This is a genomic window from Rhodoferax mekongensis, from assembly GCF_032191775.1.
GTDB classification, from domain to species: domain Bacteria; phylum Pseudomonadota; class Gammaproteobacteria; order Burkholderiales; family Burkholderiaceae_C; genus Allorhodoferax; species Allorhodoferax mekongensis.
Genome location: NZ_CP132507.1, coordinates 127,616 through 154,031 on the forward strand (window position 1 = coordinate 127,616; position 26,416 = coordinate 154,031).

Consider the following 26,416-nt stretch of genomic DNA (forward strand, 5'->3'; position numbering starts at 1 on the left):
TGGCGCACATCAAGCATGCGCAAGCCGCTACAAAATAAATAGCGGGGTCAGTGCCTGTCGGTGTTAGGTCCGTAAGGCAAAGCCTGGTCGTTACGGACCTCATGGGCCTGCACATCCACCACATCGGCAGCAGAAGCGCTGTAGCCAAAACCACCTACTCCCGAGGGACTGGCAGCACCAAAACCACCGCGCTTGAACTGCTGCCTAGCCTGATTGAAACGCTGGAAGGTGGTCACAAACGCCGGCTTGCGGCCGGTGAGTAGCGCTTTGAGCAGCACCCAAACCAAGCTGAGCAACGCCACGAATATCAGACTCAGCGCAAATACCGCCGCGGCGGCGATGAGCACCAGCTTGAGGGCGAAGCGAAAAATAGCGGAAACAAGGTTCATCAAAGTGTCCATAAAGGGATTGTGCAACGTGCCTCAAAGCCACCGGCAACTCCAAGGCGTAGGCATTTGCAAGTCAGATTGGCCGATAGCGCACACGGAATATGCGCCAGCAGCTCCTAAAACAATAGCAACTAGATTCTCACCATCAGGGCTACGGCTCCCGAGAAGGTGAAGAATGCGGCTGCGGTGGAGACCAAGATGATGCGGGCGATGCGCCCGTTGTCCGCACCAAAGCGCTCGGCCAGCAGCGACACATTGCTGGCACTCGGCAGGGCGGCCAGCAACACCAGCACGGTGAGTGCAAATTTGTCGATGTGCACGCCCAGGCTCACCGCCGACACGCCGACCAGCAGTACCAGCAAGGGGTGCAAAAACAGCTTGATCAGCGCGACCGGCACATATTCCTGCCAATGCACTTCGTGCGCCTTGTCGTCCCTGGCCAGCATTTGGGAGCGGGCCAGCACCGCGCCTATGGTGAACAGCGCCACGGGCGAAGCCGCATCCGCCAGCAGGCCCACGGTGGATGCCACTGGCTTGGGTAGCTCCAGCTGCAAGGCAGAGAACACCGCGCCCAGAAGGATGGACCATGGCATGGGGTTGGCCGCAACACCTTTGAGTGCACTTTTCGCTGCTTGAGCGGCGGATACACCTCCCGGCGCCGAGCTTCCACCCAGGCGCGACAGCGCGATGCAAAGCGAAGAGGTAATCACCATGTCCACCAGAATCGTGACGATGGCCGGCCCCGCCGCTTTGGCGCCCAGCAAGGCCACCAGCAACGGTACGCCCATGAACCCGGTATTCGGAAATGTGCCCACCAGCGCGCCAAAGGCCGCGTCATTCCAGCCGATGCGACCATGCAGCGTCACCGCCACCACGAAGGCCACCATGACCAGCGCACACAACAGATAGGTCAGTGCAAGGCTCACATCCAGCAACTCACCGATGGGCGTACTCGCGCCGAAGCGGTAGAGCATGCAAGGCAGCGCGAAAAAAAGCACAAACCCATTCAAACCGGGAATGGCCGCCAACGGCAACATGCCCCGCCGAGCAGCCAGATAGCCGCAAAGCACCAGTGCAAAGAACGGGAAGGTGACGATCAGGATTTGCAGCATGGTCGCAATTGTCGGGGAAAGCGCGGGGTGCATTCTTGGTTGACTTGGTGCGCACCTCACACCCGGAACTCCGGGGAGGGGGTGCATTGCACAGTGAGGTCAAGGAGGAGCCCGCAGGAGCGGGCGGGGGACACGAACGGCGCAGTGCACACCCTCCGCGGAGTGGGCACGAACCAGCAATGCAGCCGCAAACCAGCAACCCGTTAAGATTGCCCGCTCCCCGCACGTCAGGTCCCCCACCCCCCTATGTCCGCCCCCCAAGCCAACCACGGCATGAACCCCGCCCAACAAGAGGCGGTGAACTACCTGCACGGGCCCTGCCTGGTGCTGGCCGGCGCAGGATCGGGCAAAACACGGGTGATCACGCACAAAATCGCCCGCCTCATCCAGATGGGCATGCCGGCCAACCGGATTGCGGCCATCACCTTTACCAACAAGGCAGCAGCCGAAATGCGCGAGCGGGCCAAACACCTGATCGGCAAAGCCGCCAAAGATGTGGTGGTGTGCACCTTCCACGCTCTGGGGGTGCGCATGCTGCGCGAAGACGGTGCGGTGCTGGGCCTGAAGCCGCAGTTCAGCATTCTGGACGCGGACGATGTGACCAGCATCATCAAGGACGCGGGCGGCACGATTGACGCAGCCACGGCGCGGCAGTGGCAATGGACCATCAGCGCCTGGAAGGGTGCCGGCCTCAACAGCGAGCAGGCGCTGGCCGCTGCAGCGGATGACAACGAGCGCATCATCGCCACCGCCATGGCCCGCTACGAAGAGCGCCTGGTGGCCTACCAAAGTGTGGACTTTGATGACCTGATCAGCCTGCCCCTCAAGCTGTTACGTGATTACCCGCAAGTGCGCGAGCGCTGGCAAGCCCTGCTGGGCCATGTGCTGGTGGACGAGTACCAGGACACGAATGCCACCCAATACGAGGTGCTCAAACACCTGGTGGGCGAGAAGGCCCGCTTTACCGCCGTGGGGGACGATGACCAGTCCATCTACGGCTGGCGCGGCGCCACGCTGGACAACCTCAAAAAACTGCCTGTCGACTTTCCCACCCTCAAGGTTATCAAGCTGGAGCAGAACTACCGCTCCACCAGCGCCATCCTGCGGGCCGCGAACAATGTGATCGGCCCCAACCCCAAGCTGTTTCCCAAAACCCTGTTCAGCGAGCTGGGCGAGGGCGAGCCGGTGCGCATTGTGGATGCGGACAACGAAGAGCATGAGGCCGAGCGCGTGGTCGCCCGCATTCAGAGCCTGCGCGCGAACGGCGTACCAGACGCACAAGGCAAGCAGTACAAAGAATTCCGCGACTTTGCGGTGCTCTACCGTGCCAACCATCAGGCCAAACCGTTCGAAAAGGCGCTGCGCAAGGCGGGCATTCCGTACAAGGTGTCCGGTGGGCAAAGCTTTTTTGACCGGGCGGAGATCCGCGACTTGTGTGCCTGGTTCCGGCTGTGGAGCAACAACGACGATGACCCGGCCTTTTTGCGCGCGGTGACCACACCCAAACGGGGCATTGGCCACACCACGCTGGGCACCTTGGGCACATTTGCCACCCAGTACAAGCTGAGCCTGTTTGAGTCGCTGTTTTCGTCTTCACTGGCCAGTGTGCTGAGCGCCAAGGCACTCGGTAGCCTGCATGAGTTCGGCCGCTACATCAACGACCTGGAGTTTCGCGCGCGCCACACGGAGGGCGCTGAAGCGGCCATGGCATTCATCATGGACTGGCTCAAAGAGATAGGCTACGAAAAGCACCTCTATGACGGCGAAGACAGCGAGGGCGTGGCTTCTGCCAAATGGAGCAACGTGATGGAGTTTTGCGAGTGGATGGCGCAGCGCTGCGGCGGGCAGATTGACGATGCCGCTGGCGTGACCAACACGCGCGAGGTTAAAAACCTGCTGGAAGTGTCACAAACCATCGCCCTGCTCTCCACCATCAGCGAGCGGGAGAAGGACCAGAACGTGGTGACCCTCTCCACGCTCCACGCCTCCAAGGGCTTGGAGTGGCCCCACGTGATGTTGGTGGGCGTGACCGAGGGCATGCTGCCCTTCAAGCTCGGGGACGGTGCAGACACGCTGGGTGGCTCCACCCTAGAGCATGAGTCAGCGAACGACGACATTGCCGCGCGCCTGCAGGAGGAGCGCCGCCTGATGTACGTGGGCATCACCCGCGCCCAGCGCAGTCTGGCCGTGAGCTGGACCCGCCGCCGCAAAAAAGGACGCGAGATGGTGGCAGCCCTCCCCAGCCGCTTCATTGCGGAGATGGGCCTCGATCAATCCACCGCCAAAGAAGACCCCCGCGAGAAACTGCGGGCACTTCGCGCAGAATTTGCCGCCAAAGCCCTCGTTACCGCAGCCAATGCTGCTGCTAAATCATGACCCATCCGCCCCATTACGCTACGTTTTTCATAGCTGCTTGCGCAATATGGACGGGCGCCAACGCACAAACAGGCACTGCAGCGAATGCCAACAACTACCCGGTGACCCAGGCCAATGCTGCAGCCAGCACGCCGGTCCCGGTAGAGGTGGTAAGTTGCAAGAATCCGGCGGCTACCCAACTTTCCCGCTTCTGGGAGTTGGAGCCTGCCAGTGATTGCGGCACTTTCGGCTTGCGCGGCTACCGGCCCATCAGCCTCGCGGTGATTGGCTCAGACAGTGTCAACACCGCCCCCACATCGCCTGCCGCCGACCACACGGGTACGTTCCAACCCTACACCACCAGCGAGACGCGGATCAATTTATCGGTCCGCACCAAAATCGCCCAAGGCTTGCTCACGGCAGGAGACCCCAATCGTCTGGATTCACTCTGGTTTGCATACAGCCAGCAGTCGTACTGGCAGTTGTTCAACGCCGATCTGTCCCGCCCGTTCCGGGCGACCGACCATGAGCCCGAATTGATTTACATCTTCCCGTTGGAGTCGGCACTCCCGTCGGGCTGGCGCCTGCGTTACGGAGGCATTGGAATCAATCACCAAAGCAACGGCCAGAGTCTGCCGCTGTCCAGGAGTTGGAACCGCATCATCGGACGCGCAGGTTTAGAGCTGGGAAATCAGGTTTCCATCGCAGCGGCTTTTTGGCAGCGCGTACCGGAAGACAGTGCAAGCGACGACAACCCCGATATTGTGGACCGCGTGGGTCGTGCGGAACTGTCCACTTTCTGGAATGTGGATGCCAAGAATTCACTGGTCTTCACCGTACGCCACTCACTACAAACAAGTGACAGCGGCTCGCTGCGTTTGGCCTGGTTCCGCAAGATCGGCAACGCACCCGACAACTCAGACCGAAGCAACCTGCGCCTGCATACCGAACTGTTCAGCGGCTACGGGGACTCTTTGATGGACTACAACCGCAAACGCACGGTGTTCAGCGTAGGGCTCACTTTGCTGGACTGGTAATGCGGATCACCGATGACCATCAAACGATGAGTGAAACGAGTCGGAAAACGGGTTGTTTTTGTCGGGCTCCGCAGGTCCGAACATCTGGTCATGCAGGTCTGCAAGCACCAGCATGGCTTGTGCCGCTTCCGCGTTAAAGCCCACGCGGGCATGGCCCATGCCGTCGCCGCCATTCATGATCAACTTGTTGATGTACAGGCTACATTCCTTGTAGCCCCACAAGGTGCGGATGGTGGTGGCGATCCGGTGGTGAAACAACTCGACAGTCTCCAAGGCATCCGCTGCTCGTTGGGCCGGCGATTTGTCTTCCAGCCCCATGGGCTGGGTTGCGATTTCATCGAAATCCGGGAAGGCCTCTGCAGATTTCAATTCAGTGCGGCTACGCGGTGCAGGCTTGGCGCTCACAGTCAGAGGAGCCGCGCTGGTAGTCGGTGCCATCCCGCTGTACCGAGAGTCCTGCTCCGCCAGGGCACTGTCCCACAAACTCCAAGAAGTTTCGGGATCATCCTCCACAACTTCCAGGCCACGCGAATCCGCAGCGTCCAATCGCTTGGAAGCATCCGAACTGCTTTTGCCTAGAAATCTGCCGAACATGTAATCCCTTCTTGAAATGACTTGTGTTGCACTGCTCACACCCGAAACTTTCTCCATGAAGGAGCAGCGCTCGTGTTGCGAACTGTAACAAGAGGTTAATACTTCGTGCGCCTCGTAGCAAGGGGCTGGAAGTACTAATCAGAATCTTTAAGCGTTCACCGGAAACGAAGAAGCGGCATCCCCGTTTGGCAAGATGAAGATCAATGCACGACCAAAGCAGGCGATCAGTCCCTTTTTAATTCTGGACGAGCGTTACCACCTTCATAGCGATCAGATCAATCATCTGAATATTGCTGCGAGTCTGCACTTCGCTTCGAAGCGAGGAATCTGGGGTAGCTCGAGTACCGAACCCGCCGAATTCCCAATTCAGATATGCCTAGAGGAAGCCATGCATAGTGGATACAGTGAGGCGCAATGTTGGCGCTTAGACATAGGGGAGGGAATGTAAAGAAAGCCTCTTTAGGGGCATAAAGCCCAGTCAGAAAACATGACACCCGCCATGCAGCTCCACGAGCCTGAGAAAAAAGCCCTGTCCGCATTCACGAACAGGGCTTTTAATTTGGTGGCCTGGGGCGGAATCGAACCACCGACACAAGGATTTTCAATCCTCTGCTCTACCGACTGAGCTACCGGGCCTGAGCCTCGAATTATAGCATCAAATTTAGCCGTTATTTCTTTTGCCTCGAGATAGATCGACACCAAGCTGTTTCAGCTTGCGGTAGAGATGAGTGCGCTCCAAGCCCGTCTTCTCGGCAACGCGCGTCATGGAGCCATTTTCTTTGGCAAGGTGGTATTCAAAATATGCCTTCTCAAATTCATCACGTGCCTCACGCAGTGGCTTGTCGAGTCCGAAATCCTGATGGGCTTGCGGGCCGGTTTCGGCGGGCTCGGGCAATACGGCCGTTACCAGTGCAGCCGACTCAGTCTGCACCACTCCGAATTGGGTGGGCGGTGCAGGTTTGCGTATTGCGCCTCGGGCCAAGCCTTGCTCCACGGCCTTCAAGAGCTTTTGCAAGGTGACAGGCTTTTCCAGAAAGGCCAAAGCGCCGATTTTGGTGGCTTCTACGGCAGTGTCGATGGTTGCATGCCCGCTCATCATGATGACAGGCATCGTCAGGGCCCCTGTTGAGGACCACTCCTTGAGCAGCGTGACTCCGTCTGTATCCGGCATCCATATGTCGAGCAGCACCAGATCCGGCCTTTCGCGCAGTCTGGCAGCACGCGCCTGTGCAGCGTTTTCCGCCAGCTCTACCGTGTGTCCTTCATCATTGAGGATTTCCGACAGTAGTTCACGGATACCGTGCTCATCGTCCACTACCAATATATTCGCCATATCGCTTGCGCTATCCCTTATGTAACCTGACCCAGCCTCAAACCGGTGCGCCAGGCGCAACTGTCAATGATAACGACACTTGCGCCCCCAACACGGCACCGTCTTTCTGGCGGTTCCCGAGATCGATGCGCGCACCGTGCTCATCGGAGATTTTTTTGACAACAGCAAGTCCCAGGCCAGTGCCGCGGGCTTTGGTCGTGACATAGGGCTCGAACGCGCGTTTGAGAATGCTCTCAGGAAACCCATCCCCCTCATCGAGCACCGACATCCGTACCCGCTTGCTGGCAGCCATCCATTGCGTCCTCAGTGTCACCGTACGTGGCGTTTCACGGGGGGTGGATGCGCTGGTACATGCGTCTTGCGCGTTCTGCAGCAGGTTGTGAATGACTTGCCTGATCTGTTGCGCGTCGCCCATCACCAAGGGGCAGGCTTCATCTAGTTCCAACTCAATCGGCACTTTGGCGACCTCTGGGTCATAGAGGTGCATGACATCCTTGATCAAGGCGTTGATTTGCAGAGGCTTGAGCTCAGCAGCGGGAAGACGGGCATAGTCACGAAACTCATTGACTAGACGCTTCATGGCATCCACTTGGTCCACGATCGTCTTGACCGACTTGACCAAGATGGCCTGCTCCGGGTTCTCCAACTTTCCGGACAACTTCATCTCCAACCGTTCAGCTGAAAGCTGGATGGGCGTGAGTGGATTTTTGATTTCGTGGGCCAATCTGCGCGCCACCTCGCCCCAAGCTTGGGCCCGCTGCGCCGAGACGATTTCAGAGATATCGTCAAACACCAATAACCGGAGCTCGGAAGGAAGCTCTGCACCCCGGGCTACCAGCGTGATTGAGCCCTCAAATGGGCCATATCCGGTCGCATTTCCGGTACCGAGTTCAAAGGACTGTTGCCAATGATCGGCACCACGATCCCCCTGCCCCGCTGCCAGCTCTTCGAACTGACGCTGCGCTCCCGTGCCGAATGCCTCCAGACCCGAAAGGGTCGCCAAGCGTTCACCCGTGTGCGGAGCCAACTCGCGCTTGAGAATGCGTGATGCTCCGGGATTGGAGCTTTTGATGTGTCCGCTTTGGTCGAGGACGATGACGCCTGATGTCAAGTTGTCCAGAATCGTCTGCAAATTCGCACGCGCAGCATCCACCTGCGACATGCTGACCTCGACGGCTTGGCGTGCGTCTGCAAGCTGCTGCGTCATGGATGCAAACGCCCGCGTAAGTCCGCCCAACTCGTCACGCCCCTGTAGAGCAAGCTTGGGGGTCAAATCGCCGGCAGCGACCTGACTAACGCCTTCGGTCAGCAAAAGCAGGGGGCGTGCAATCTGATTGCCCAAGACGACTGCCAACAATACCGCACCAAACACTGCCAGAAACAAACTGAGTGTCAGTGTTCCAATGTACATGCGTTTGAGGCCTTCCCGCCCGAGGGCACGCTCTTGGTATTCCCTGTTTGCGGCTTCCACTGCGAGAGCGTTGCTTACTAGGCCCTGGGGCAAGGCACGTGAGACCAGCATGTATCGGGTATCTGCATTCAGGCCCAGCCCTGAACCCGAGATAGGTACCAACGCCTTGATACGGGCACTGCTCAAGGAGCCTGTCACCGCATCATCCAGTCCCTCGACCCAAGCCAGTGAGCGTTGTTGCCGTGCTGTGCGGAACTGGCTGGTTGTAGGCTTGTCCGGACTGAGCTGAAACTTCGACTGGCCAACGCTGGCTACCAAGTTCCCCGCGCCACTCCAAATGGTAATGTCTGTCGCGCCCAACTGGTCCATCATCCTCTCGGCCAGAACCCCAGCTGCACTTTCAGGATTTTCAGAAATCAAGTTGGCCGCCGCTTTGGATTTCACCGCGAGATCGACCGTGAGGGTGTCCAAGGTGACCCGCCCGAGGCTCAAACCAGCCTCCAAGGCCCCTTCGACTTTCACGTCAAACCACGTCTCTATGGACCGGGAAACAAACTGATAAGAAACAACATAAATCAACAAGCCGGGCATCACGCCGACCAGTGCAAAAATGGTGGCCAGCTTCAGAAGCAGACGACTGCCGAATCGCCCTTGACGCAAACGAACGAACAGGCGGTAGCTGACCCATGCGATTGCAGCGGCAAGCAAACTGGCAACCACAACGTTGATGACAAACAAAACGTTGTAATTGCTTTCATACAGCTCCCGGTTGTTCGTCGCCTGCGTCAACAAAAACAGGAGCATTAGACCGATGAGCACCATGGTCACCGAACCGATGGCGATGGCTCTCCGCATGGAGCGGGAAGTGTGCTGAATGCGGGTCACTTCCTGGGAAGCGACCACCGGATCAGCGTTCATTTTGGGGCCTCCGGACCCACAGGGACCGTTCTGTTAACGCTGATGTCCCAATCCGACTGACCCAACACGCCTATTTGAAAAGGCCTGGGAAGTTGACTTACATCCAACATAAAACGGAAGTCAAAACGATAGCGGCCCGCAGGGTCCAATTCCCCCGGACCGGCAATGCGCCATTTAACGATACGCTTGATTGCCGCAATGGCCACTGGGAGGCTGTCATAAGTCTGGCTCAGTGCCAGCCCTTGACCGGCACTGCTTCCACTTCCGGTACCCACACTCAAGCGCCAACGGCGGGTAAGTGGCTGAAATGCCAGTTTGTACTGACGGGTGACCGAAGCAAGCGATTTGTCGTACCAATACCAACGTTCTTTCAGCACTTCGGCTTCCACCCTGAAATACACGGGAATGCCCTTGAGCAGCGCATCTTCCACGGGAGGAGATAGTTCAAACTGCAATTGGGCTGTCAGTGTGAGCTCTTCGCTGGTGCGTTCGACATCGAATTGACTCAACTCCGCAGCCGCTTGCGCGTGCAGCGGGACCCCGGCACAGATCAAAAGCATCAGACATAGGCGTCGCAGCAGTCTTTCAAAAGTGTTTCTTTTCGAAAAGTGCATAGAAAAAGCCGTCATGGTCTCCCTGCCAATTGTCGGCGACGTCTTGCCCGTACAGTCGACTTTGTGGCAGCAAATGTCCGGGAGAAGGAAGCAGAACCGCGTCTCTGTTGCTGTCAAGAAACGATTTCACCTGTTCCGAACCTTCGGCCCGGAAAATAGAGCACGTGCAGTACAGCAGTTTGCCACCCGGCTTGAGCGTGGGCCATAGGGCTACAAGTAGCTTCCGTTGTTCTGCCGCCAGTTGCAATACGTCGGACTCCCGACGCAACCATCGAATGTCTGGATGGCGGCGCGCTATGCCCGATGCAGTGCAGGGTGCATCCAAAAGGACATAGTCAAAGAGGCTCCCGTTCCACCAGGTTTCTGGATGTGCAGCATCCGCCGTTTTTACCGTTGCGCTCAGTCCCAGACGATTCAGCGTTTGATAAATGCGTTCGGTACGTTGGCTGTCTATTTCCAACGCCAGCACTTCAGCATCACTTATTTCGAGTAAATGTGCAGTTTTCCCGCCTGGAGCTGCACAGGCATCCAGCACTTTCGCTTGCGCATTGGCTGGCACTCCTGCCAACAATAGCTTAGCTGCCCATTGAGCAGCTCCATCCTGCACAGAGACCCAGCCATCCGCGAAGCCCGGCAATTCCGTGACTGGAACCGGATGACTCAGCTCTATCAGTGAGCCGCTGGTTCTTGCAACCTCGACGCCTGCGTCTTTCAGCTTTTGAGCATAGTCAGCCCCTTGGATCTTTCTCACATTGACGCGCAGGGTCATCGGCGGATGACGATTGGCATTTTGAAGAATAGCTTGCCAATGTTGTGGATGGTCCTGCTTGACACGTTTGATCCACCATGCGGGATGGTTCCAACGAGCTTCTGGTCTGTCTTCGGTGGCTGCTATCAGTGCATCACGCTCTCGGAGAAACCGGCGCAAACATGCATTGATGAAACTGGCCTGGGCACTTGTATTTGGAGTTTTCTTCGCGCTCTCTACCGCTTGATTCACAAGTGTAAAGTCGTCGTACAGTACTTGGGACGGATCCCATAACAGGGCTAACACCAAGCAAAGCAGCGCGTCCACATCGGCCGGCGGCGGTCTTTTCGCAAGCAGTGCCCGAATTGCCTTGGCGCGCCCCATATTCCGCCACGCATGAAATGACAAGGCCTGTACACCACCTCGGAGTTGGGTAGGCACGCGTTCCATGGCGGCACTGCCCGACACACCGGCGGCTACCTCTTTCAGTACCTCGACGGTCGCTTGCAATTGTCGCCACAAAGGCGGGGTTCTTTCGTTCTCTGTCATCGTCATCCTAGATCTTGCTGCTTGGTTCGAATCCCATCCAGCCGGCTACCCATTTGGCAGGATATTCCTCTATCGCTTCGTTGTAACTTTCAATGATGACATTCAGCGCGACCTGAATGGCTTTGACTTTGGTTTGAAGCGCACTCCACTCTGTTTGCATGTCTTCCGGCACTGGGGCACCAGCAAGGTCCGGTGGGGTGTTGGCCCACGAATCCCACGCACTTTGGAGCTCAGACAGACTCTTTGAACGCTTTTGCTGAGCACGTGGACTGAGTGTGTTTTTTCGCGGGGTGTACCAAATTGCTTCGACCACCTGTGCTGCACGAACGACTGCCATCCATTCAGCCGCAATGTCTTTTTGACTATTCGTAGCTGTCAAAGCGGTCATTTGCGCTGATTGCGCGAAAGTCTCCAGCAGCGTCAACGAGGACCTCAGCTGCCTTTCCAATGCTGTGAGGACCTCCAACGCACGGGAGCGGAGTCTCATCAAGCGGTTGTAGAGTCCAACAAGCCAAAAAACGGTTAAAGCCACAGCAAGCCATAGCCAGATGGATGTGTCCATCTCGTCCCTTTCTAATCCAGCCGTTCGAATTCCAAAAAAAACGCCCCAAGCTGCATGCAACTTGGGGCGCTTTAGGTCAGGCTCTTGGCTTATTCGGCCGCTGAGTCATCCCCGGCCGCAGCATCTTCCGTCAGATCTGCAGTGCCTGCCAATTCAGCCGCCTCTGCTTCAGCAATGGCACGACGCTCTGCGTCGTCCATGGTTTCGCGAACCTTGCGAGCTTCGTGGTAAGCCAACCCGGTACCCGCTGGAATCAAACGGCCGACGATCACGTTTTCCTTCAGTCCACGCAACTCGTCGCGCTTGCCCATGATGGCGGCTTCGGTCAACACGCGGGTCGTTTCTTGGAACGACGCAGCGGAGATGAAACTGTCGGTAGACAAGGACGCTTTGGTAATCCCCAACAACAAATTGGTATATGTTGCCGGAATCTTGCCTTCTGCACGCAAAGCGTCATTGGTATTGAGCATCTCGGAGCGCTCGACCTGCTCACCGTTGATGTAGCCAGAGTCACCTGCGTTTTCGACGACCACTCGACGCAGCATCTGGCGCACAATCACTTCAATGTGCTTGTCGTTGATCTTCACGCCTTGCAAGCGGTACACATCTTGGACTTCGTCCACGATATAGCGAGCCAATTCTTCCGAACCGAGCAAACGCAAGATGTCCTGCGGATCTGCCGGACCATCAACCACGGACTCGCCCTTGTTGACCACCTGGCCTTCGTGCACCAGAATGTTCTTTTCTTTGGGCACAAGCTCTTCCCAGACCTTGCCTTCCGGATCGGTGATCTGCAACCGGACCTTGCCTTTGGTTTCCTTGCCGAAAGACACCGTACCGGTCACTTCGGCCAGCACACCCTTGTCCTTGGGTGAACGGGCCTCGAACAACTCGGCCACACGTGGCAAACCACCCGTAATGTCGCGGGTCTTTTGACCCTCGATCGGAATACGGGCCAGCACTTCACCGGGGCCAACATCTTGGCCGTCGCGCACTTGAACCAACGCACCTACGGGGAAGCCGATGGTCACCGAGTGATCGGTACCGGGAATCTTGACTTCATGGCCAGACGCATCGATCAGCTTCACTTGTGGACGAACCACCTTGGCAGCGCCACGACGCTTTGGATCGATTACAACCAGCGTAGACAAACCAGTCACTTCGTCCACTTGCTTTGCAACAGTCAGGCCTTCTTCGACGTTTTCGAAGTGGGCTTTACCAGCGAACTCGGTAATGATGGGTCGAGTCAATGGGTCCCAATTTGCAAGGATTGCGCCCGCCTTGACGGTCTGGTCTGCCTTGACAGTCAGTACAGCACCGTACGGAACCTTATGACGCTCGCGCTCACGGCCATGTTCATCATGAATGATGATTTCACCTGAGCGGGCAATCACTACCAATTCGCCCTTGCTGTTCGTGACGTAACGCATCGTGGCGTTGAAGCCAATATTGCCGTTGGACTTCGCTTCCACGCTGGAAGCGATAGCAGCACGGGAAGCGGCACCACCGATGTGGAAGGTACGCATGGTCAGCTGGGTACCAGGCTCACCAATAGACTGCGCCGCAATCACACCGACGGCTTCGCCGCCATTGATCAAACCACCACGACCCAAGTCGCGTCCGTAGCACTTGGCACAAATACCGAAACGTGTTTCGCAGGTCAATGCAGTGCGAACCTTGACTTCGTCGACGCCAGCCGCCTCCAGCATTTCAATTTCGTCTTCTTCCAGCATGTCTCCAGCATTCAGCAGGACAGCGCGGGTTTCTGGATGCAATACATCGTCAGCAGCGGTGCGGCCAAGGACACGGTCACGCAAGGACTCGATCACCTCACCACCTTCCACAATAGCTCGCATCAACGAACCTTCGTGGGTACCGCAATCCTGCTCTGTCACCACCAAGTCCTGGGTCACATCAACCAGACGGCGTGTCAAATAACCGGAGTTCGCTGTCTTCAACGCAGTATCGGCAAGACCCTTACGGGCCCCGTGCGTGGAGATGAAGTACTCCAACACGTTCAGACCTTCGCGGAAGTTCGCGGTAATAGGCGTTTCAATGATGGAGCCATCAGGCTTGGCCATCAGACCCCGCATACCGGCCACCTGACGGATTTGGGCAGCAGAGCCGCGGGCACCGGAGTCCGCCATCATGTAGATGGAGTTGAAGGACTCCTGGTCGACTTGATTGCCGTGACGATCGGTGACCTTTTCTTTGGACAACTTCGCCATCATCACCTTGGACACTTCGTCACCCGACTTGCCCCAGATGTCCACTACCTTGTTATAGCGCTCTCCTGCCGTCACCAGACCAGAGACGTACTGTTGCTCGATTTCCTTCACTTCCTTCTGGGCACGACCGATGATGTCGTGCTTTTCAGATGGCACCAACATATCGTCGATACAGATCGAAATACCGGCCTTGGTGGCCAAACGGAAGCCGCTTTGCAACAACTTGTCCGCAAACACTACGGTTTCCTTCAATCCGCACTTGCGGAAGGACACGTTGATGAGCTTGGAAATCTCCTTCTTCTTCAGCGCTTTGTTGATGTTCGCGAAAGGCAGACCCTTAGGCAGGATTTCAGACAACAAGGCACGGCCTGCAGTGGTTTCCCACAACTTGGTTTCTGGCACGAACTCGCCAGTCTCCTTGTTTTTGGTCCACTCGGTCAGACGCACGTTGATGCGGGCATTCAACTCCACTTGACCCGCATCGAAGGCGCGCTGGACCTCCCCGGTGTCCGCGAACACCAAGCCTTCTCCTTTGCCGTTGATACGTTCACGTGTCGTGTAGTACAAGCCCAACACCACGTCTTGGGAAGGAACAATGGATGGCTCGCCGTTCGCGGGAAACAGCACGTTGTTGGACGCAAGCATCAAAGTGCGTGCTTCCATTTGTGCTTCCACCGACAGTGGTACGTGAACAGCCATCTGGTCACCGTCGAAGTCGGCGTTGAAGGCCGCGCAAACGAGAGGGTGCAACTGGATGGCCTTGCCTTCAATCAGGATAGGCTCAAAAGCTTGAATACCCAAACGGTGCAGCGTGGGCGCACGGTTCAGCATCACGGGGTGCTCTTTGATGACCTCTTCCAGAATGTCCCACACCACGGGGGTGCCGGATTCGACTTCCTTCTTGGCAGCCTTGATGGTGGTCGCAATGCCCATGGCTTCCAGGCGCGCGAAGATGAAGGGCTTGAACAACTCCAAGGCCATCAGCTTGGGCAGACCGCACTGGTGCAATTTAAGGGTTGGACCTACGGTAATCACGGAACGACCGGAGTAATCCACGCGCTTGCCCAGCAAGTTCTGACGGAAGCGACCGCTCTTGCCCTTGATCATGTCGGCCAAAGACTTCAGTGCGCGCTTGTTGGCGCCTGTCATAGCCTTGCCGCGACGGCCGTTGTCCAGCAGACTGTCCACGGCCTCTTGCAGCATCCGCTTTTCGTTGCGGGCGATGATTTCGGGCGCCTTCAACTCCAGCAAACGGCGCAGACGGCTATTGCGGTTGATCACGCGGCGGTACAGATCATTCAAGTCGGAGGTCGCAAAACGGCCGCCGTCCAGAGGAACCAAGGGACGCAGATCCGGCGGCAGCACGGGCAGCACATCCAACACCATCCACTCAGGCTTGATACCGGATTTCTTGAAGGCTTCCAGCACCTTGAGGCGCTTGGCGTTCTTCTTGATCTTCAGCTCAGAACCGGTCAGGTCGTTGCGCAGCTTCTCGATGGAGCCATCGATGTCGATGCTCTCCAGCAAGTCCTTGATACCTTCTGCGCCCATCTTGGCGGTGAACTCGTCACCGTATTCCTGGAATTTAGCGTCAAAGTCGTCCTCGGACATGATGCTGTACTTCTTCAGCGGGGTCATGCCGGGGTCGGTCACCACGTACGCTTCGAAATACAACACGCGTTCAATGTCACGCAGTGTCATGTCCAATACCAAGCCCAAACGGCTTGGCAGGGACTTCAGGAACCAGATATGCGCACAAGGAGCAGCCAGGTCGATATGACCCATGCGTTCGCGACGCACTTTGGTTTGTGTGACTTCAACACCGCACTTTTCGCAAATCACACCGCGGTGCTTCAGGCGCTTGTACTTGCCGCACAGGCATTCGTAGTCCTTGATGGGTCCGAAAATCTTCGCGCAGAACAGGCCGTCACGCTCAGGCTTGAAGGTGCGGTAGTTGATAGTTTCGGGTTTTTTGACTTCGCCGAAAGACCAGGAGCGGATTTTTTCGGGCGACGCCATGCCAATCTTGATGGCATCAAAATGCTCATCGGGCGTGAACTGCTTGAACAGGTCGAGTAAAGATTTCATGTGACTCTTTCCCTTGTCTTTAAGAACGATCCAGCTCAATGTCGATGCCCAAGGAACGGATTTCCTTGACCAGCACATTGAACGATTCCGGCATGCCGGCTTCAATAGAGTGTTCGCCCTTGACGATGTTTTCGTACACCTTGGTACGACCCTGCACGTCATCGGACTTGACCGTCAGCATTTCCTGCAGCACGTAGGAAGCACCATAAGCCTCCAACGCCCACACTTCCATTTCACCGAATCGCTGGCCACCAAACTGGGCCTTACCGCCCAGAGGTTGTTGGGTCACCAAACTGTATGGACCGGTAGAGCGGGCGTGCATTTTGTCGTCCACCAAGTGGTGGAGCTTCAGGTAGTGCATATAGCCGACAGTCGTAGTGCGCTCAAATGCATCACCGGTGCGTCCGTCATACAACTGCGCTTGTGTACGGCTCGCTGTCAGGCCCTTGGCTTTTGCCACCTCGTCCGGATAGGCCAGTTGGAGCATGTCACCGATTTCTTTTTCGGTCGCGCCATCAAACACGGGGGACGCGAACGGAACGCCACTGGTAAGCTCCTTGGCCATTTCTTGGACCTCTGCATCCGACAACTGAGCCAAGTCTTCCTTACGACCGGTGCTGTTATAGACCTGCTCCAGGAATCCGCGGATTTCCGAAGCTGCCGCTTCATGTTGCAGCATGTCGCCAATGCGCTGACCCAAGCCCTTGCCAGCCCAGCCCAAGTGCACTTCCAACACCTGGCCAATGTTCATACGTGATGGAACACCCAAGGGATTCAACACGATGTCCACCGGTGTGCCGTCTGCCAGGTAAGGCATGTCTTCGACAGGCGTGATCTTGGAGACCACGCCCTTGTTGCCGTGACGGCCGGCCATCTTGTCACCAGGCTGCAAGCGACGCTTGACAGCGATGTAGACCTTCACCATCTTCAAGACACCTGCGGGCAACTCGTCGCCTTGCGTCAATTTCTTGCGCTTTTCTTCAAAAGCCAAGTCAAAGCTGTGGCGGGTTTGCTCCAAGGAATTTTTGATGCTCTCGAGCTGGCTGGCGACCTCTTCATCCGCTGGACGAATATCAAACCAGTGGAACTTTTCCACGGAAGTCAGGTAAGCTTTGTCGAGTTTGGTACCCTTGGCCAGCTTTTGCGGGCCGCCGTTGGCCACTTTGCCGATCAACAGCTTTTCTATACGGTCAAAAGCATCCGCTTCCACGATACGCAGCTGGTCGTTCAGGTCCAGTCGGAAGCGCTTGAGTTCATCATCAATGATCTGCTGCGCACGGCGGTCACGCTGAATGCCCTCACGGGTAAATACTTGCACGTCGATCACAGTACCGGAGCTGCCCTGATCCACGCGCAAGGAAGTGTCCTTCACGTCGCTAGCCTTCTCACCGAAGATGGCTCGCAAAAGCTTTTCCTCCGGCGTGAGGGTGGTCTCGCCCTTAGGTGTGACCTTGCCAACCAAAGTGTCACCCGGCAGGACTTCCGCACCCACATAAATGATGCCGGACTCGTCCAGACGGTTGAGTTGCTGCTCGCTCAAGTTGGGAATATCGCGGGTGATTTCTTCCGCGCCCAACTTGGTGTCACGCGCCATCACGACGAGTTCTTCGATGTGGATGGAGGTGTAGCGGTCTTCGGCCACTACGCGCTCGCTGATCAAGATCGAATCTTCGAAGTTGTAACCGTTCCACGGCATGAAAGCGACCAACATGTTCTGACCAATGGCGATTTCGCCCAAATCGGTCGAAGCACCGTCGGCAATCACATCACCCTTGGAAAGCTTGTCGCCCTTCTTGACGATAGGACGCTGGTGGATGTTGGTGTTTTGGTTAGAACGCTGGTACTTGATGAGGTTGTAGATATCCACACCGACTTCGCCAGCTTGCGCTTCAGCATCGTTCACGCGGATCACGACGCGGGTTGCATCCACGTAATCAACGATACCGCCACGGGTCGCAGTCACCACGGTGCCGGAGTCGACAGCGGCTACGCGCTCGATACCGGTACCCACCATCGGTTTTTCAGGACGCAACACGGGCACAGCTTGGCGCGACATGTTGGCACCCATCAAAGCGCGGTTGGCGTCATCGTGTTCCAGGAACGGAACCAGGGAAGCAGCCACCGAAACGATCTGGGCAGGCGAAACGTCCATATATTGGACACGGTCAGCGCTCACCAGAATGGATTCACCCTTTTCACGGGCGGACACCAAGTCGCCAGTCAACGTACCGTCCTTGTCCAGTGCCGCGTTGGCTTGGGCAATGACGTACTTACCTTCTTCGATCGCCGACAGATAGTCGATCTCGTTGGTGACTTTGCTGTCCACCACACGGCGATACGGTGTCTCGATGAAACCGTACTCGTTCAGCCGTGCGTACAGCGCCAAAGAGTTGATCAGACCGATGTTGGGACCTTCGGGAGTTTCGATAGGGCACACGCGACCGTAGTGGGTCACGTGCACGTCTCGCACCTCGAAGCCAGCGCGTTCGCGGGTCAAACCACCAGGGCCAAGGGCCGATACACGGCGCTTGTGGGTGATCTCTGCCAGCGGGTTGGTTTGGTCCATGAACTGGGACAGCTGCGACGCACCGAAGAACTCCTTCAGGGCGGCTGAAATCGGCTTGCTGTTGATCAGGTCATGCGGCATCAGGGGCTCTTGCTCTGCTTGACCCAAGCGCTCTTTCACGGCTTTTTCGATACGCGCCAAACCTGTGCGGTATTGGTTTTCAGCCAATTCGCCCACGCAACGCACGCGGCGGTTACCCAAGTGGTCGATGTCATCGACGTCACCACGGCCATTGCGCAGATCCACCAGAATCTTGACAACAGCCAGAATGTCTTCGTTGGTCAGCACCATAGGGCCGGTAGATTCTGAGCGCCCCATCTTGGCGTTGAACTTCATACGGCCTACGCGCGACAAGTCGTAGGTATCGGGGTTGTAGAACAAGCGTTGGAACAGCGCTTGGACTGCATCTTCCGTAGGCGGCTCGCCAGGACGCATCATGCGGTAGATGGCGACGCGCGCTGCGAACTCATCCACCGTTTCGTCGGTGCGCAGAGTTTGCGAAATGTAAGCGCCTTGGTCCAACTCATTGGTATAGATGCAAGCCAGGTCTTGGATGCCTGCGGTACGCAGCTTCTTCAGCAAGGCTTCGGTCAACTCTTCGTTGGCCTTGGCCACGATTTCGCCGGTATCACCGTCCACCACATTGCGTGCAACCACACGGCCAATCAGGAAGTCTTCAGGCACGCTGATATGCGATGTACCAGATTGCTCCAGCTCACGGGTATGGCGCGCAGTAACGCGCTTGTCTTTGGCCACCACCACTTTTCCAGACTTGTCGGTGATGTCAAAACGTGCCACTTCACCACGCAGACGTTCGGCCACAAATTCCATTTGTGCGCCACTATCCATCAAGCGGAAGTTGTCATTGACAAAGAAGTTGGCGAGGATGGACTCGTTGTTCAGGCCGATCGCCTTGAGCAGAATCGTGACCGGCATCTTCCGGCGACGGTCTACACGGAAGTACAGCAGGTCTTTGGGGTCAAACTCAAAGTCGAGCCAGGATCCGCGATAAGGGATGATGCGTGCAGAGAACAGCAACTTGCCCGAGCTGTGGGTCTTGCCCTTGTCGTGCTCGAAGAACACGCCAGGCGAACGGTGCAACTGGGAGACGATGACGCGCTCGGTACCGTTGATGATGAAAGAGCCTTTGCCAGTCATCAGGGGCACTTCGCCCATGTAGACCTCTTGCTCTTTGACTTCCTTGACCACCTTGTTCTGACCCGTCGAGGACTCGCGGTCATAAATGATCAATTGCACTTTGGCGCGGACGGCGGACGCGTAAGTCAGGCCACGGGTCTGGCATTCACGGACATCAAACGCAGGCTTAGCCAAGTTGTACTCGAGGTACTTCATTTCCACAAAGCCGTTGTGAGAAACGATGGGGAAGGCGGCTTCAAAGGCGGCTTGCAAGCCTTCATTGGTGCGCTTCTTGGGGGCTACGTCCGCTTGCAAAAATGCGGTGTACGCATCTTTTTGCATCTGGAGCAGATAGGGAATCTCGAGCACGCTATCGCGACTACCGAAGTTTTTGCGAATTCGCTTGCGTTCTGTGTATGTGTAAGCCATTAGATCTCCGGGCAAAGGCTGAGGAATCCTGGGGGTCCTAGGCGACTGTCGCGTTGAGCACCACTCTCAACAGGCTTGGTGATTGGCCACTACCAATCATTGGCGGACGGTCGCGCATTGCACGCAACCCGAACCAAGGCATCTTCTGCAGTCGGATCAGAAGACACTGGAAAACAGTAAACCAACTGTTTTCCAGTGCACACTAATTACGCCACCTACAAGCGGCAAAGGCTGGAGGCCCTTTTGGAACCTCCAGCCCATGCGAAGCGGTCGATTACTTGAGTTCGACCTTAGCGCCAGCTTCTTCCAGCTTCTTCTTAGCGGCTTCAGCGTCAGCTTTGGAAATGCCTTCCTTGACTGCCTTGGGCGCGCCGTCAACCAGATCCTTGGCTTCTTTCAAGCCCAGACCTGTGATTTCGCGCACAGCCTTAATCACGGACACTTTGTTTGCGCCGGCTTCAGTCAGGACCACGTTGAATTCGGTCTTTTCTTCAGCAGCAGCTGCGCCACCAGCTGCGCCACCGGCAGCAGGAGCAGCCATCGCAGCAGCGCTCACGCCAAACTTCTCTTCGATGGCTTTCACCAGGTCGTTGAGTTCCATGACTGTCATGCTGTCCAAAGCGGACAAAAATGCGTCTTTATCGAATGCCATTTTGATTTCCTAACAATATTGGTTACTACAGACAGGCAGCGATTACGCTGCGGCTGCCTCTGCGGGAGCAGCTTCTGCTGCGCCTGCGCCACGCTGTTCCGCCAAAGCCGCCAGCACGCGTGCTGTGCGGGAAATGGGGGACTGCATCAAGCCCAACAATTGAGCCAACAACACTTCCTTCGAAGGGATGCTTGCCAATTGCTTCACGCCGTTCACGTCAAGAGCCTTGCCGCCGTACGCACCAGCACGGATAACCAACTTGTCGTTGGTCTTCGCGAACTCTGCAACTACCTTAGCGGCAGCTACTGCGTCTTCGGAAAAGCCGTAGATCAGAGGACCGGTCATCTGGTCAGACACAACTTCAAAGCTGCTACCTGCCACAGCACGACGGGCAAGGGTGTTTTTCAACACGCTCAGGCTCACGCCAGCGCTGCGCGCGGTGTTGCGCAGTTTGGTCATGTCAGCGACCGTGATGCCGCGGTATTCCGCGATCACGAGCGTTTGAGCTTTAGCGGCGAGGCCGGTCACATCACTGATGACCGCTTCTTTCTCACTGCGATTCAGACTCAAGGTCTACTCCTTTAAATGCACTTTGCGACTTGCGTCGCTTGTGCTCCACATTGCAGCGACCAACTGTTAACAGAATATTCATTCCATCTGCAGCGGGATCGCCATCTGCGTTGGTTGATTTATTAAGTGCAGCGAGCTGCACACCAACGGTCTTGGATGGCCTGCCGTTTCCCGAAAGTCACGCCAGCCCACCACATCGAGGCACCCATTACAGGCACCTCAAATTCACGATTACGCCGCGATGGACTGAATGTCCACGCGCACGCCCACACCCATGGTAGAAGACACAGCCACTTTGCGCAGGTACAGACCCTTGCTGGAAGCTGGCTTTGCCTTGTTCAAGGCATCAACCAATGCGGCCAAGTTACCTTGAAGCTGGGCAGCCTCAAAGGAACGACGGCCAATGGTGCTGTGCACAATACCGGCTTTGTCAACGCGGAACTGGACTTGACCAGCTTTTGCATTCTTGACAGCAGTAGCGACGTCAGGAGTCACAGTACCTACCTTGGGGTTAGGCATCAGACCACGTGGGCCCAAGATTTGACCCAAAGTACCAACGATACGCATAGCATCAGGCGCTGCGATCACAACGTCAAACGGCATGTCGCCAGCCTTGACCATGGCAGCCAAATCGTCCATACCAACAACGTCAGCACCTGCTGCCTTGGCTTCCTCAGCCTTGGCACCTTGAGCAAACACAGCGACACGCTTTGTTTTACCTGTGCCGTTGGGCAGCACGACAGCACCACGAACCACCTGGTCAGACTTCTTGGCGTCGATACCGAGTTGCACTGCTACGTCGATGGACTCATCGAACTTGGCGTTGGCAAATTCCTTTACCAAACCCAATGCATCAGACAGTGCGTACAGCTTGTTGCTGTCGATTTTGCCAACTTGGGCTTTTTGCTTTTTGGTCAACTTGGACATTTACACGCCCTCCACATTCACGCCCATGGAACGGGCAGAACCAGCGATCGTACGAACTGCGGCATCCAGATCAGCAGCAGTCATGTCTTTCATTTTGGTTTTTGCAATTTCTTCGAGCTGGGCACGAGTGATCTTGCCAACCTTGTCAACGTGAGGACGGGAAGAACCCTTGTCCAACTTGATGGCCTTCTTGATCAAGACGGTCGCAGGTGGGGTCTTGATAACAAAGGTGAAACTCTTGTCAGCAAAAGCTGTGATCACCACAGGCAGTGGCAGACCAGGTTCAACACCTTGGGTCTGGGCATTAAACGCCTTGCAGAACTCCATGATGTTCAAACCACGTTGACCCAATGCTGGACCGATGGGTGGGGATGGGTTGGCCTTGCCAGCTGGCACTTGCAGCTTGATGAAGCCGACGATTTTTTTCGCCATGATTTCTCCTTGCGGGTATAGCGCTTTCAGCGAACCATTCGCCTACGGCTTCCCGGGGTTAACGACTCTCTATCTTGCACCGTGTCGAGTCGATAAAAACACGATGCGCTGCAGCCTTACAGCCGCGAAATTTGCCTTAGGTTTTCTCGATCTGCGAGAACTCCAACTCCACAGGAGTAGAACGACCGAAGATCGTGACAGACACCCGCACTTTGCTCTTCTCGTAATTCACATCTTCCACGGAACCATTGAAGTCCGTGAAAGGACCTTCCTTCACCCGCACAAACTCTCCAACCACGAACTCAATCTTGTGACGGGGCTTGTCAGTACCCTCCTGCATCTGATTGACGATCTTCATCACTTCAGCTTCGGAGATCGGGGCCGGGCGATTCTTCGCACCACCCACGAAACCGGTTACCTTGTTGGTGTGCTTCACCAAGTGCCAAGTATCGTCATCCATGACCATCTCGACCAAGACATAACCGGGGAAAAACTTGCGCTCGGTGGTTTTCTTTTGGCCGTTTTTGACTTCAACAACCTCTTCCATCGGCACGAGAATGCGTCCGAATTTGGACTGCATACCAGCACGCTGGATACGCTCCAAGATGTTGCGCTCAACAGCCTTCTCCATGCCGGAGTACGCATGCACCACATACCAACGCAAATCCGGGTTGGCAGGTGCAGCAGACGCAGTAGCTTCCACCGTGGGAACGAGCACATCGTCAGTCATTATTTCTTCCATCCCAGGATCAAGTCGTAAAAGAGCCATTCGAGCGTCTTGTCAGTCAACCACAAGAACACCGCCATGATCAGCACAAATCCAAAGACATACGCGGTAATCTGAATCGCCTCTTTCCGGGCAGGCCAGACTACTTTTTTCACTTCGCGCCATGCGTCGCGACCGAATGCAATCAGTTGACGACCGGGTTCTGAAGAAAAGAATGCACCAGCCGCCAAGGCAAGACCCACAATCAATGCACCCCATTGCACCACTTGGCCTTGTTTGCCCAGCAGATAGAAGGCCGCCAGCGCCGCCAAAAGCAATGCAACCGCCGCACCAAGCTTAAACTTGTCTGCGCCGGTGTTGACCGTTTCAATTTGTGTCGAAGCCATGTTTCTTTTTCGCGTTTGCTTGCATTCAGTTTCAGCGACCTTAAGACGCTGAAGCCCGCTACACCGTAGCGGGCTCTTTTTTCATCCACCGACCTTGCTTCCGGTGGCAGGGGCAGTAGGAATCGAACCTACAACCTTCGGTTTTGGAGACCGACGCTCTGCCAATTGAGCTATACCCCTACAGACTTCCTTTACGCGATGATCTTGGCAACCACGCCAGCGCCCACGGTACGACCACCTTCGCGAATAGCGAAACGCAGGCCTTCTTCCATGGCGATGGGGTTGATCAATTTCACAGTGATGGACACGTTGTCACCAGGCATCACCATTTCTTTGCCTTCAGGCAACTCGATCGCACCGGTCACGTCCGTGGTACGGAAGTAGAACTGGGGACGGTAGTTGTTGAAGAAAGGAGTGTGACGGCCGCCTTCGTCCTTGGACAGAACGTAGATTTCGCCGGTGAAGTGGGTGTGGGGCTTGATGGAGCCGGGCTTGCACAGCACTTGGCCGCGCTCGACGTCTTCACGCTTGGTGCCGCGCAACAGGATACCGACGTTGTCGCCAGCTTGACCTTGGTCGAGCAGCTTGCGGAACATTTCCACACCTGTGCAGGTGGTCTTCTGGGTGTCTTTGATACCGACGATTTCGATTTCTTCGCCGACCTTGATGATGCCGCGCTCCACGCGACCTGTCACCACGGTACCACGACCGGAGATGGAGAACACGTCTTCCACGGGCATCAGGAATGCGCCGTCGACTGCACGCTCAGGGGTGGGGATGTAGGTGTCCAGTGCGTCAGCCAGCTTCATGATGGCTTCTTCGCCCAGAGCGCCCTTGTCGCCTTCCATGGCCAACTTGGCGGAACCACGCACGATGGGAGTGTCGTCGCCGGGGAATTCGTACTTGGACAGGAGTTCGCGAACTTCCATTTCCACCAGTTCGAGCAATTCTTCGTCATCGACCATGTCGCACTTGTTCAGGAACACGATGATGTAAGGAACACCCACTTGGCGAGCCAACAGGATGTGCTCGCGGGTTTGTGGCATGGGGCCGTCAGCAGCGGAGCACACCAGAATAGCGCCGTCCATTTGGGCTGCGCCTGTGATCATGTTCTTCACATAGTCAGCGTGGCCGGGGCAGTCCACGTGAGCGTAGTGGCGGTTGGCGGTTTCGTATTCGACGTGAGCGGTGTTGATGGTAATACCGCGTGCTTTTTCTTCAGGAGCAGCGTCGATCTGGTCGTAAGCCTTGGCAGATCCGCCGAACTTGGCAGCCAACACGGTGGTGATAGCAGCTGTCAGGGTTGTCTTGCCGTGGTCCACGTGACCAATCGTGCCCACGTTCACGTGGGGCTTGGTACGGGTGAATTTTTCTTTTGCCATGCTTAGCTCCGAAAAGTAATAGGTTCAAACAAATAACTATCTATCGCCGTACTACCGCCATCACAAGCATGCCAGCGGCAACGCCAAATTGGTGCCCTTTGCGGGAATCGGACCCGCGACCTCTCCCTTACCAAGGGAGTGCTCTACCACTGAGCCAAAAGGGCAAAGGCCTGCTTTCGCAAACCTTAAAAACTTTACCTAATTACAGCAACATCAAGACAATGGAGCGGGGTAGGAGAATCGAACTCCTCGCTTTAGCTTGGAAGGCTAAGGTATTACCACTATACGAACCCCGCGCAGGCCCGCCAATCTAACAGTCTTTTATGTCACTGGTGGAGAGGGCTGGATTCGAACCAGCGTACTCGTAAGAGGGCAGATTTACAGTCTGCTGCCATTAACCACTCGGCCACCTCTCCAAGGTGAGCCTCGGATTATGCCAGCTTTATGGGGCACTTGTCACCTGCCCCCAAAGTTTTTTGCAATCGCTGGCAATTCAGAATTGGTTATGCCGTCGATTTCAATCCCGAATTCCAGCTTGCAACCAACGGCTTGCTTGGGCGAAATGGCCGCACCCGATAAATGGGGCCGGCGGCCGTGACGCCGAGAGCGGGGATGGATGATTCGCACACAAGACCAAGTGTTTTTCAGGGTCTATCAAGGCCTGCTTTGCCTGCGCATGTGCGCCCCACAGCATAAAAACCACACCCGGCGTCTGGTCGGAGACCTCGCGGATGACCATATCGGTAAACACCTCCCAGCCCCACTTGGAATGGCTGGCCGGCTGCGCCTCTTCGACCGTCAAGCAGGTATTCAAGAGCAACACGCCCCGTTGCGCCCAAGGCTGCAAACTACCTGCCGTCACAGGAAACAGGGTGACCGCTGCTTCACCCTCCCGCGCAAGCTCTTTGAAGATATTGCGAAGGGACGGCGGAACTGCAACGCCCTGCGCCACCGAAAAGGCCAAACCCTCCGCCTGGCCATGTCCGTGGTAGGGGTCCTGCCCGAGGATGACTACCCGCACATCACCCAAGGCCGTGAGGGACAGCGCCCGCAAGGGCTCAGGCGGGAAAATCACAGCCCCCTCATCCAGCCTGCGCTGCAAACGTGCACACAACGCTTGGCCCTGCGCGCTCCGAAAAAATGCGTTCTTGACACTCTCCCAGCTCGGGTCAACCGGCCACTGATCGGGATCGGCAGACCGCAACTGGCTAGCGCGCTGCCCGTTTGCAGCAGGATCCGACTCACCGACCAGCAAGGAGAGCTGCATACC

The 26,416-nt window shown here is 56.4% G+C and carries 20 protein-coding genes and 5 tRNA genes; 2 read left to right on the forward strand and 23 right to left on the reverse strand.

All coding sequences use genetic code 11. From position 1 onward, the window contains the following. Positions 1–47: 47 nt before the first annotated feature. A complete protein-coding gene (locus tag RAN89_RS00545; protein WP_313867767.1) occupies positions 48–389 on the reverse strand; it encodes a hypothetical protein in 342 nt (113 codons plus the stop codon). Between the two features lie 131 nt (positions 390–520). After that, positions 521–1,501 carry an AEC family transporter gene (locus tag RAN89_RS00550; RefSeq protein ID WP_313867768.1) on the reverse strand — a complete coding sequence of 327 codons (981 nt, stop codon included), beginning with the start codon at positions 1,499–1,501 and terminating at the stop codon, positions 521–523. Positions 1,502–1,747: 246 nt separating this feature from the next. Between RAN89_RS00550 and RAN89_RS00555 the strand changes: the two genes are divergently transcribed. Together RAN89_RS00555 and RAN89_RS00560 are read left to right on the forward strand one after the other, a co-directional pair. After that, positions 1,748–3,877 (forward strand): ATP-dependent helicase, encoded by a 2,130-nt coding sequence (locus RAN89_RS00555; protein WP_313867769.1) that lies wholly within the window; start codon positions 1,748–1,750, stop codon positions 3,875–3,877. Beyond that, on the forward strand, positions 3,874–4,893 hold the full coding sequence (locus RAN89_RS00560; protein WP_313867770.1) for a phospholipase A: 1,020 nt from the start codon (positions 3,874–3,876) through the stop codon (positions 4,891–4,893). The genes RAN89_RS00555 and RAN89_RS00560 overlap by 4 nt, the downstream gene beginning before the upstream one ends. 6 nt (positions 4,894–4,899) lie before the next feature. Here RAN89_RS00560 and RAN89_RS00565 read toward each other — a convergent pair whose 3' ends face one another. From RAN89_RS00565 to RAN89_RS00665, 21 genes are all read right to left on the reverse strand, one after another. Then, positions 4,900–5,487: a hypothetical protein gene (locus tag RAN89_RS00565; protein ID WP_313867771.1), complete on the reverse strand. Its 588-nt coding sequence runs from the start codon at positions 5,485–5,487 to the stop codon at positions 4,900–4,902. 560 nt (positions 5,488–6,047) lie between these two features. Beyond that, positions 6,048–6,123: transfer RNA gene (locus RAN89_RS00570), tRNA-Phe, on the reverse strand. 25 nt (positions 6,124–6,148) lie between these two features. Continuing rightward, a complete protein-coding gene (locus tag RAN89_RS00575; RefSeq protein WP_313867772.1) occupies positions 6,149–6,820 on the reverse strand; it encodes a response regulator in 672 nt (223 codons plus the stop codon). A gap of 37 nt (positions 6,821–6,857) precedes the next feature. Further along, the gene (locus RAN89_RS00580) at positions 6,858–9,149 is read right to left on the reverse strand and encodes a sensor histidine kinase (RefSeq protein ID WP_313867773.1); all 2,292 of its coding nucleotides are present in this window, start codon (positions 9,147–9,149) and stop codon (positions 6,858–6,860) included. Beyond that, positions 9,146–9,778: a DUF4390 domain-containing protein gene (locus RAN89_RS00585; protein WP_313867774.1), complete on the reverse strand. Its 633-nt coding sequence runs from the start codon at positions 9,776–9,778 to the stop codon at positions 9,146–9,148. Before RAN89_RS00585 ends, RAN89_RS00580 begins: the two co-directional genes overlap by 4 nt. Next, positions 9,735–11,060, reverse strand: coding sequence for a 16S rRNA (cytosine(967)-C(5))-methyltransferase RsmB (rsmB, locus tag RAN89_RS00590; RefSeq protein ID WP_313867775.1), 1,326 nt, complete (start codon positions 11,058–11,060; stop codon positions 9,735–9,737). The genes RAN89_RS00585 and rsmB overlap by 44 nt, the downstream gene beginning before the upstream one ends. 7 nt (positions 11,061–11,067) lie before the next feature. Next, a complete protein-coding gene (locus tag RAN89_RS00595) occupies positions 11,068–11,622 on the reverse strand; it encodes a LemA family protein (RefSeq protein WP_313867776.1) in 555 nt (184 codons plus the stop codon). Between the two features lie 89 nt (positions 11,623–11,711). Further along, positions 11,712–15,938 carry a DNA-directed RNA polymerase subunit beta' gene (gene rpoC, locus RAN89_RS00600; protein ID WP_313867777.1) on the reverse strand — a complete coding sequence of 1,409 codons (4,227 nt, stop codon included), beginning with the start codon at positions 15,936–15,938 and terminating at the stop codon, positions 11,712–11,714. Positions 15,939–15,957: 19 nt separating this feature from the next. Beyond that, positions 15,958–20,070, reverse strand: coding sequence for a DNA-directed RNA polymerase subunit beta (gene rpoB / locus RAN89_RS00605; RefSeq protein ID WP_313867778.1), 4,113 nt, complete (start codon positions 20,068–20,070; stop codon positions 15,958–15,960). A 274-nt stretch (positions 20,071–20,344) separates the two neighbouring features. Beyond that, complete coding sequence (gene rplL, locus RAN89_RS00610) at positions 20,345–20,722, reverse strand: 50S ribosomal protein L7/L12 (protein WP_087495286.1); 378 nt, start codon at positions 20,720–20,722, stop codon at positions 20,345–20,347. Between the two features lie 42 nt (positions 20,723–20,764). Next, the gene (gene rplJ / locus RAN89_RS00615) at positions 20,765–21,292 is read right to left on the reverse strand and encodes a 50S ribosomal protein L10 (RefSeq protein WP_094475612.1); all 528 of its coding nucleotides are present in this window, start codon (positions 21,290–21,292) and stop codon (positions 20,765–20,767) included. Between the two features lie 231 nt (positions 21,293–21,523). Beyond that, positions 21,524–22,219: a 50S ribosomal protein L1 gene (gene rplA, locus RAN89_RS00620; RefSeq protein ID WP_087495288.1), complete on the reverse strand. Its 696-nt coding sequence runs from the start codon at positions 22,217–22,219 to the stop codon at positions 21,524–21,526. Continuing rightward, positions 22,220–22,651, reverse strand: coding sequence for a 50S ribosomal protein L11 (rplK, locus tag RAN89_RS00625; RefSeq protein ID WP_087495289.1), 432 nt, complete (start codon positions 22,649–22,651; stop codon positions 22,220–22,222). It abuts the gene before it with no gap. Positions 22,652–22,787: 136 nt separating this feature from the next. Beyond that, positions 22,788–23,381 carry a transcription termination/antitermination protein NusG gene (gene nusG / locus RAN89_RS00630; RefSeq protein WP_087495290.1) on the reverse strand — a complete coding sequence of 198 codons (594 nt, stop codon included), beginning with the start codon at positions 23,379–23,381 and terminating at the stop codon, positions 22,788–22,790. Then, positions 23,381–23,764: a preprotein translocase subunit SecE gene (gene secE / locus RAN89_RS00635; protein WP_313867779.1), complete on the reverse strand. Its 384-nt coding sequence runs from the start codon at positions 23,762–23,764 to the stop codon at positions 23,381–23,383. The genes nusG and secE overlap by 1 nt, the downstream gene beginning before the upstream one ends. A gap of 104 nt (positions 23,765–23,868) precedes the next feature. Beyond that, positions 23,869–23,944 (reverse strand) — tRNA-Trp (locus tag RAN89_RS00640). 11 nt (positions 23,945–23,955) lie between these two features. Next, positions 23,956–25,146: an elongation factor Tu gene (tuf, locus tag RAN89_RS00645; RefSeq protein ID WP_313867780.1), complete on the reverse strand. Its 1,191-nt coding sequence runs from the start codon at positions 25,144–25,146 to the stop codon at positions 23,956–23,958. A gap of 89 nt (positions 25,147–25,235) precedes the next feature. Beyond that, positions 25,236–25,310, reverse strand: a tRNA-Thr gene (locus RAN89_RS00650). A gap of 58 nt (positions 25,311–25,368) precedes the next feature. Beyond that, positions 25,369–25,442 (reverse strand) — tRNA-Gly (locus RAN89_RS00655). Positions 25,443–25,476: 34 nt separating this feature from the next. Beyond that, positions 25,477–25,562, reverse strand: a tRNA-Tyr gene (locus tag RAN89_RS00660). A gap of 101 nt (positions 25,563–25,663) precedes the next feature. Continuing rightward, positions 25,664–26,413 carry a uracil-DNA glycosylase gene (locus RAN89_RS00665; RefSeq protein WP_313867781.1) on the reverse strand — a complete coding sequence of 250 codons (750 nt, stop codon included), beginning with the start codon at positions 26,411–26,413 and terminating at the stop codon, positions 25,664–25,666. Positions 26,414–26,416 lie beyond the last annotated feature (3 nt).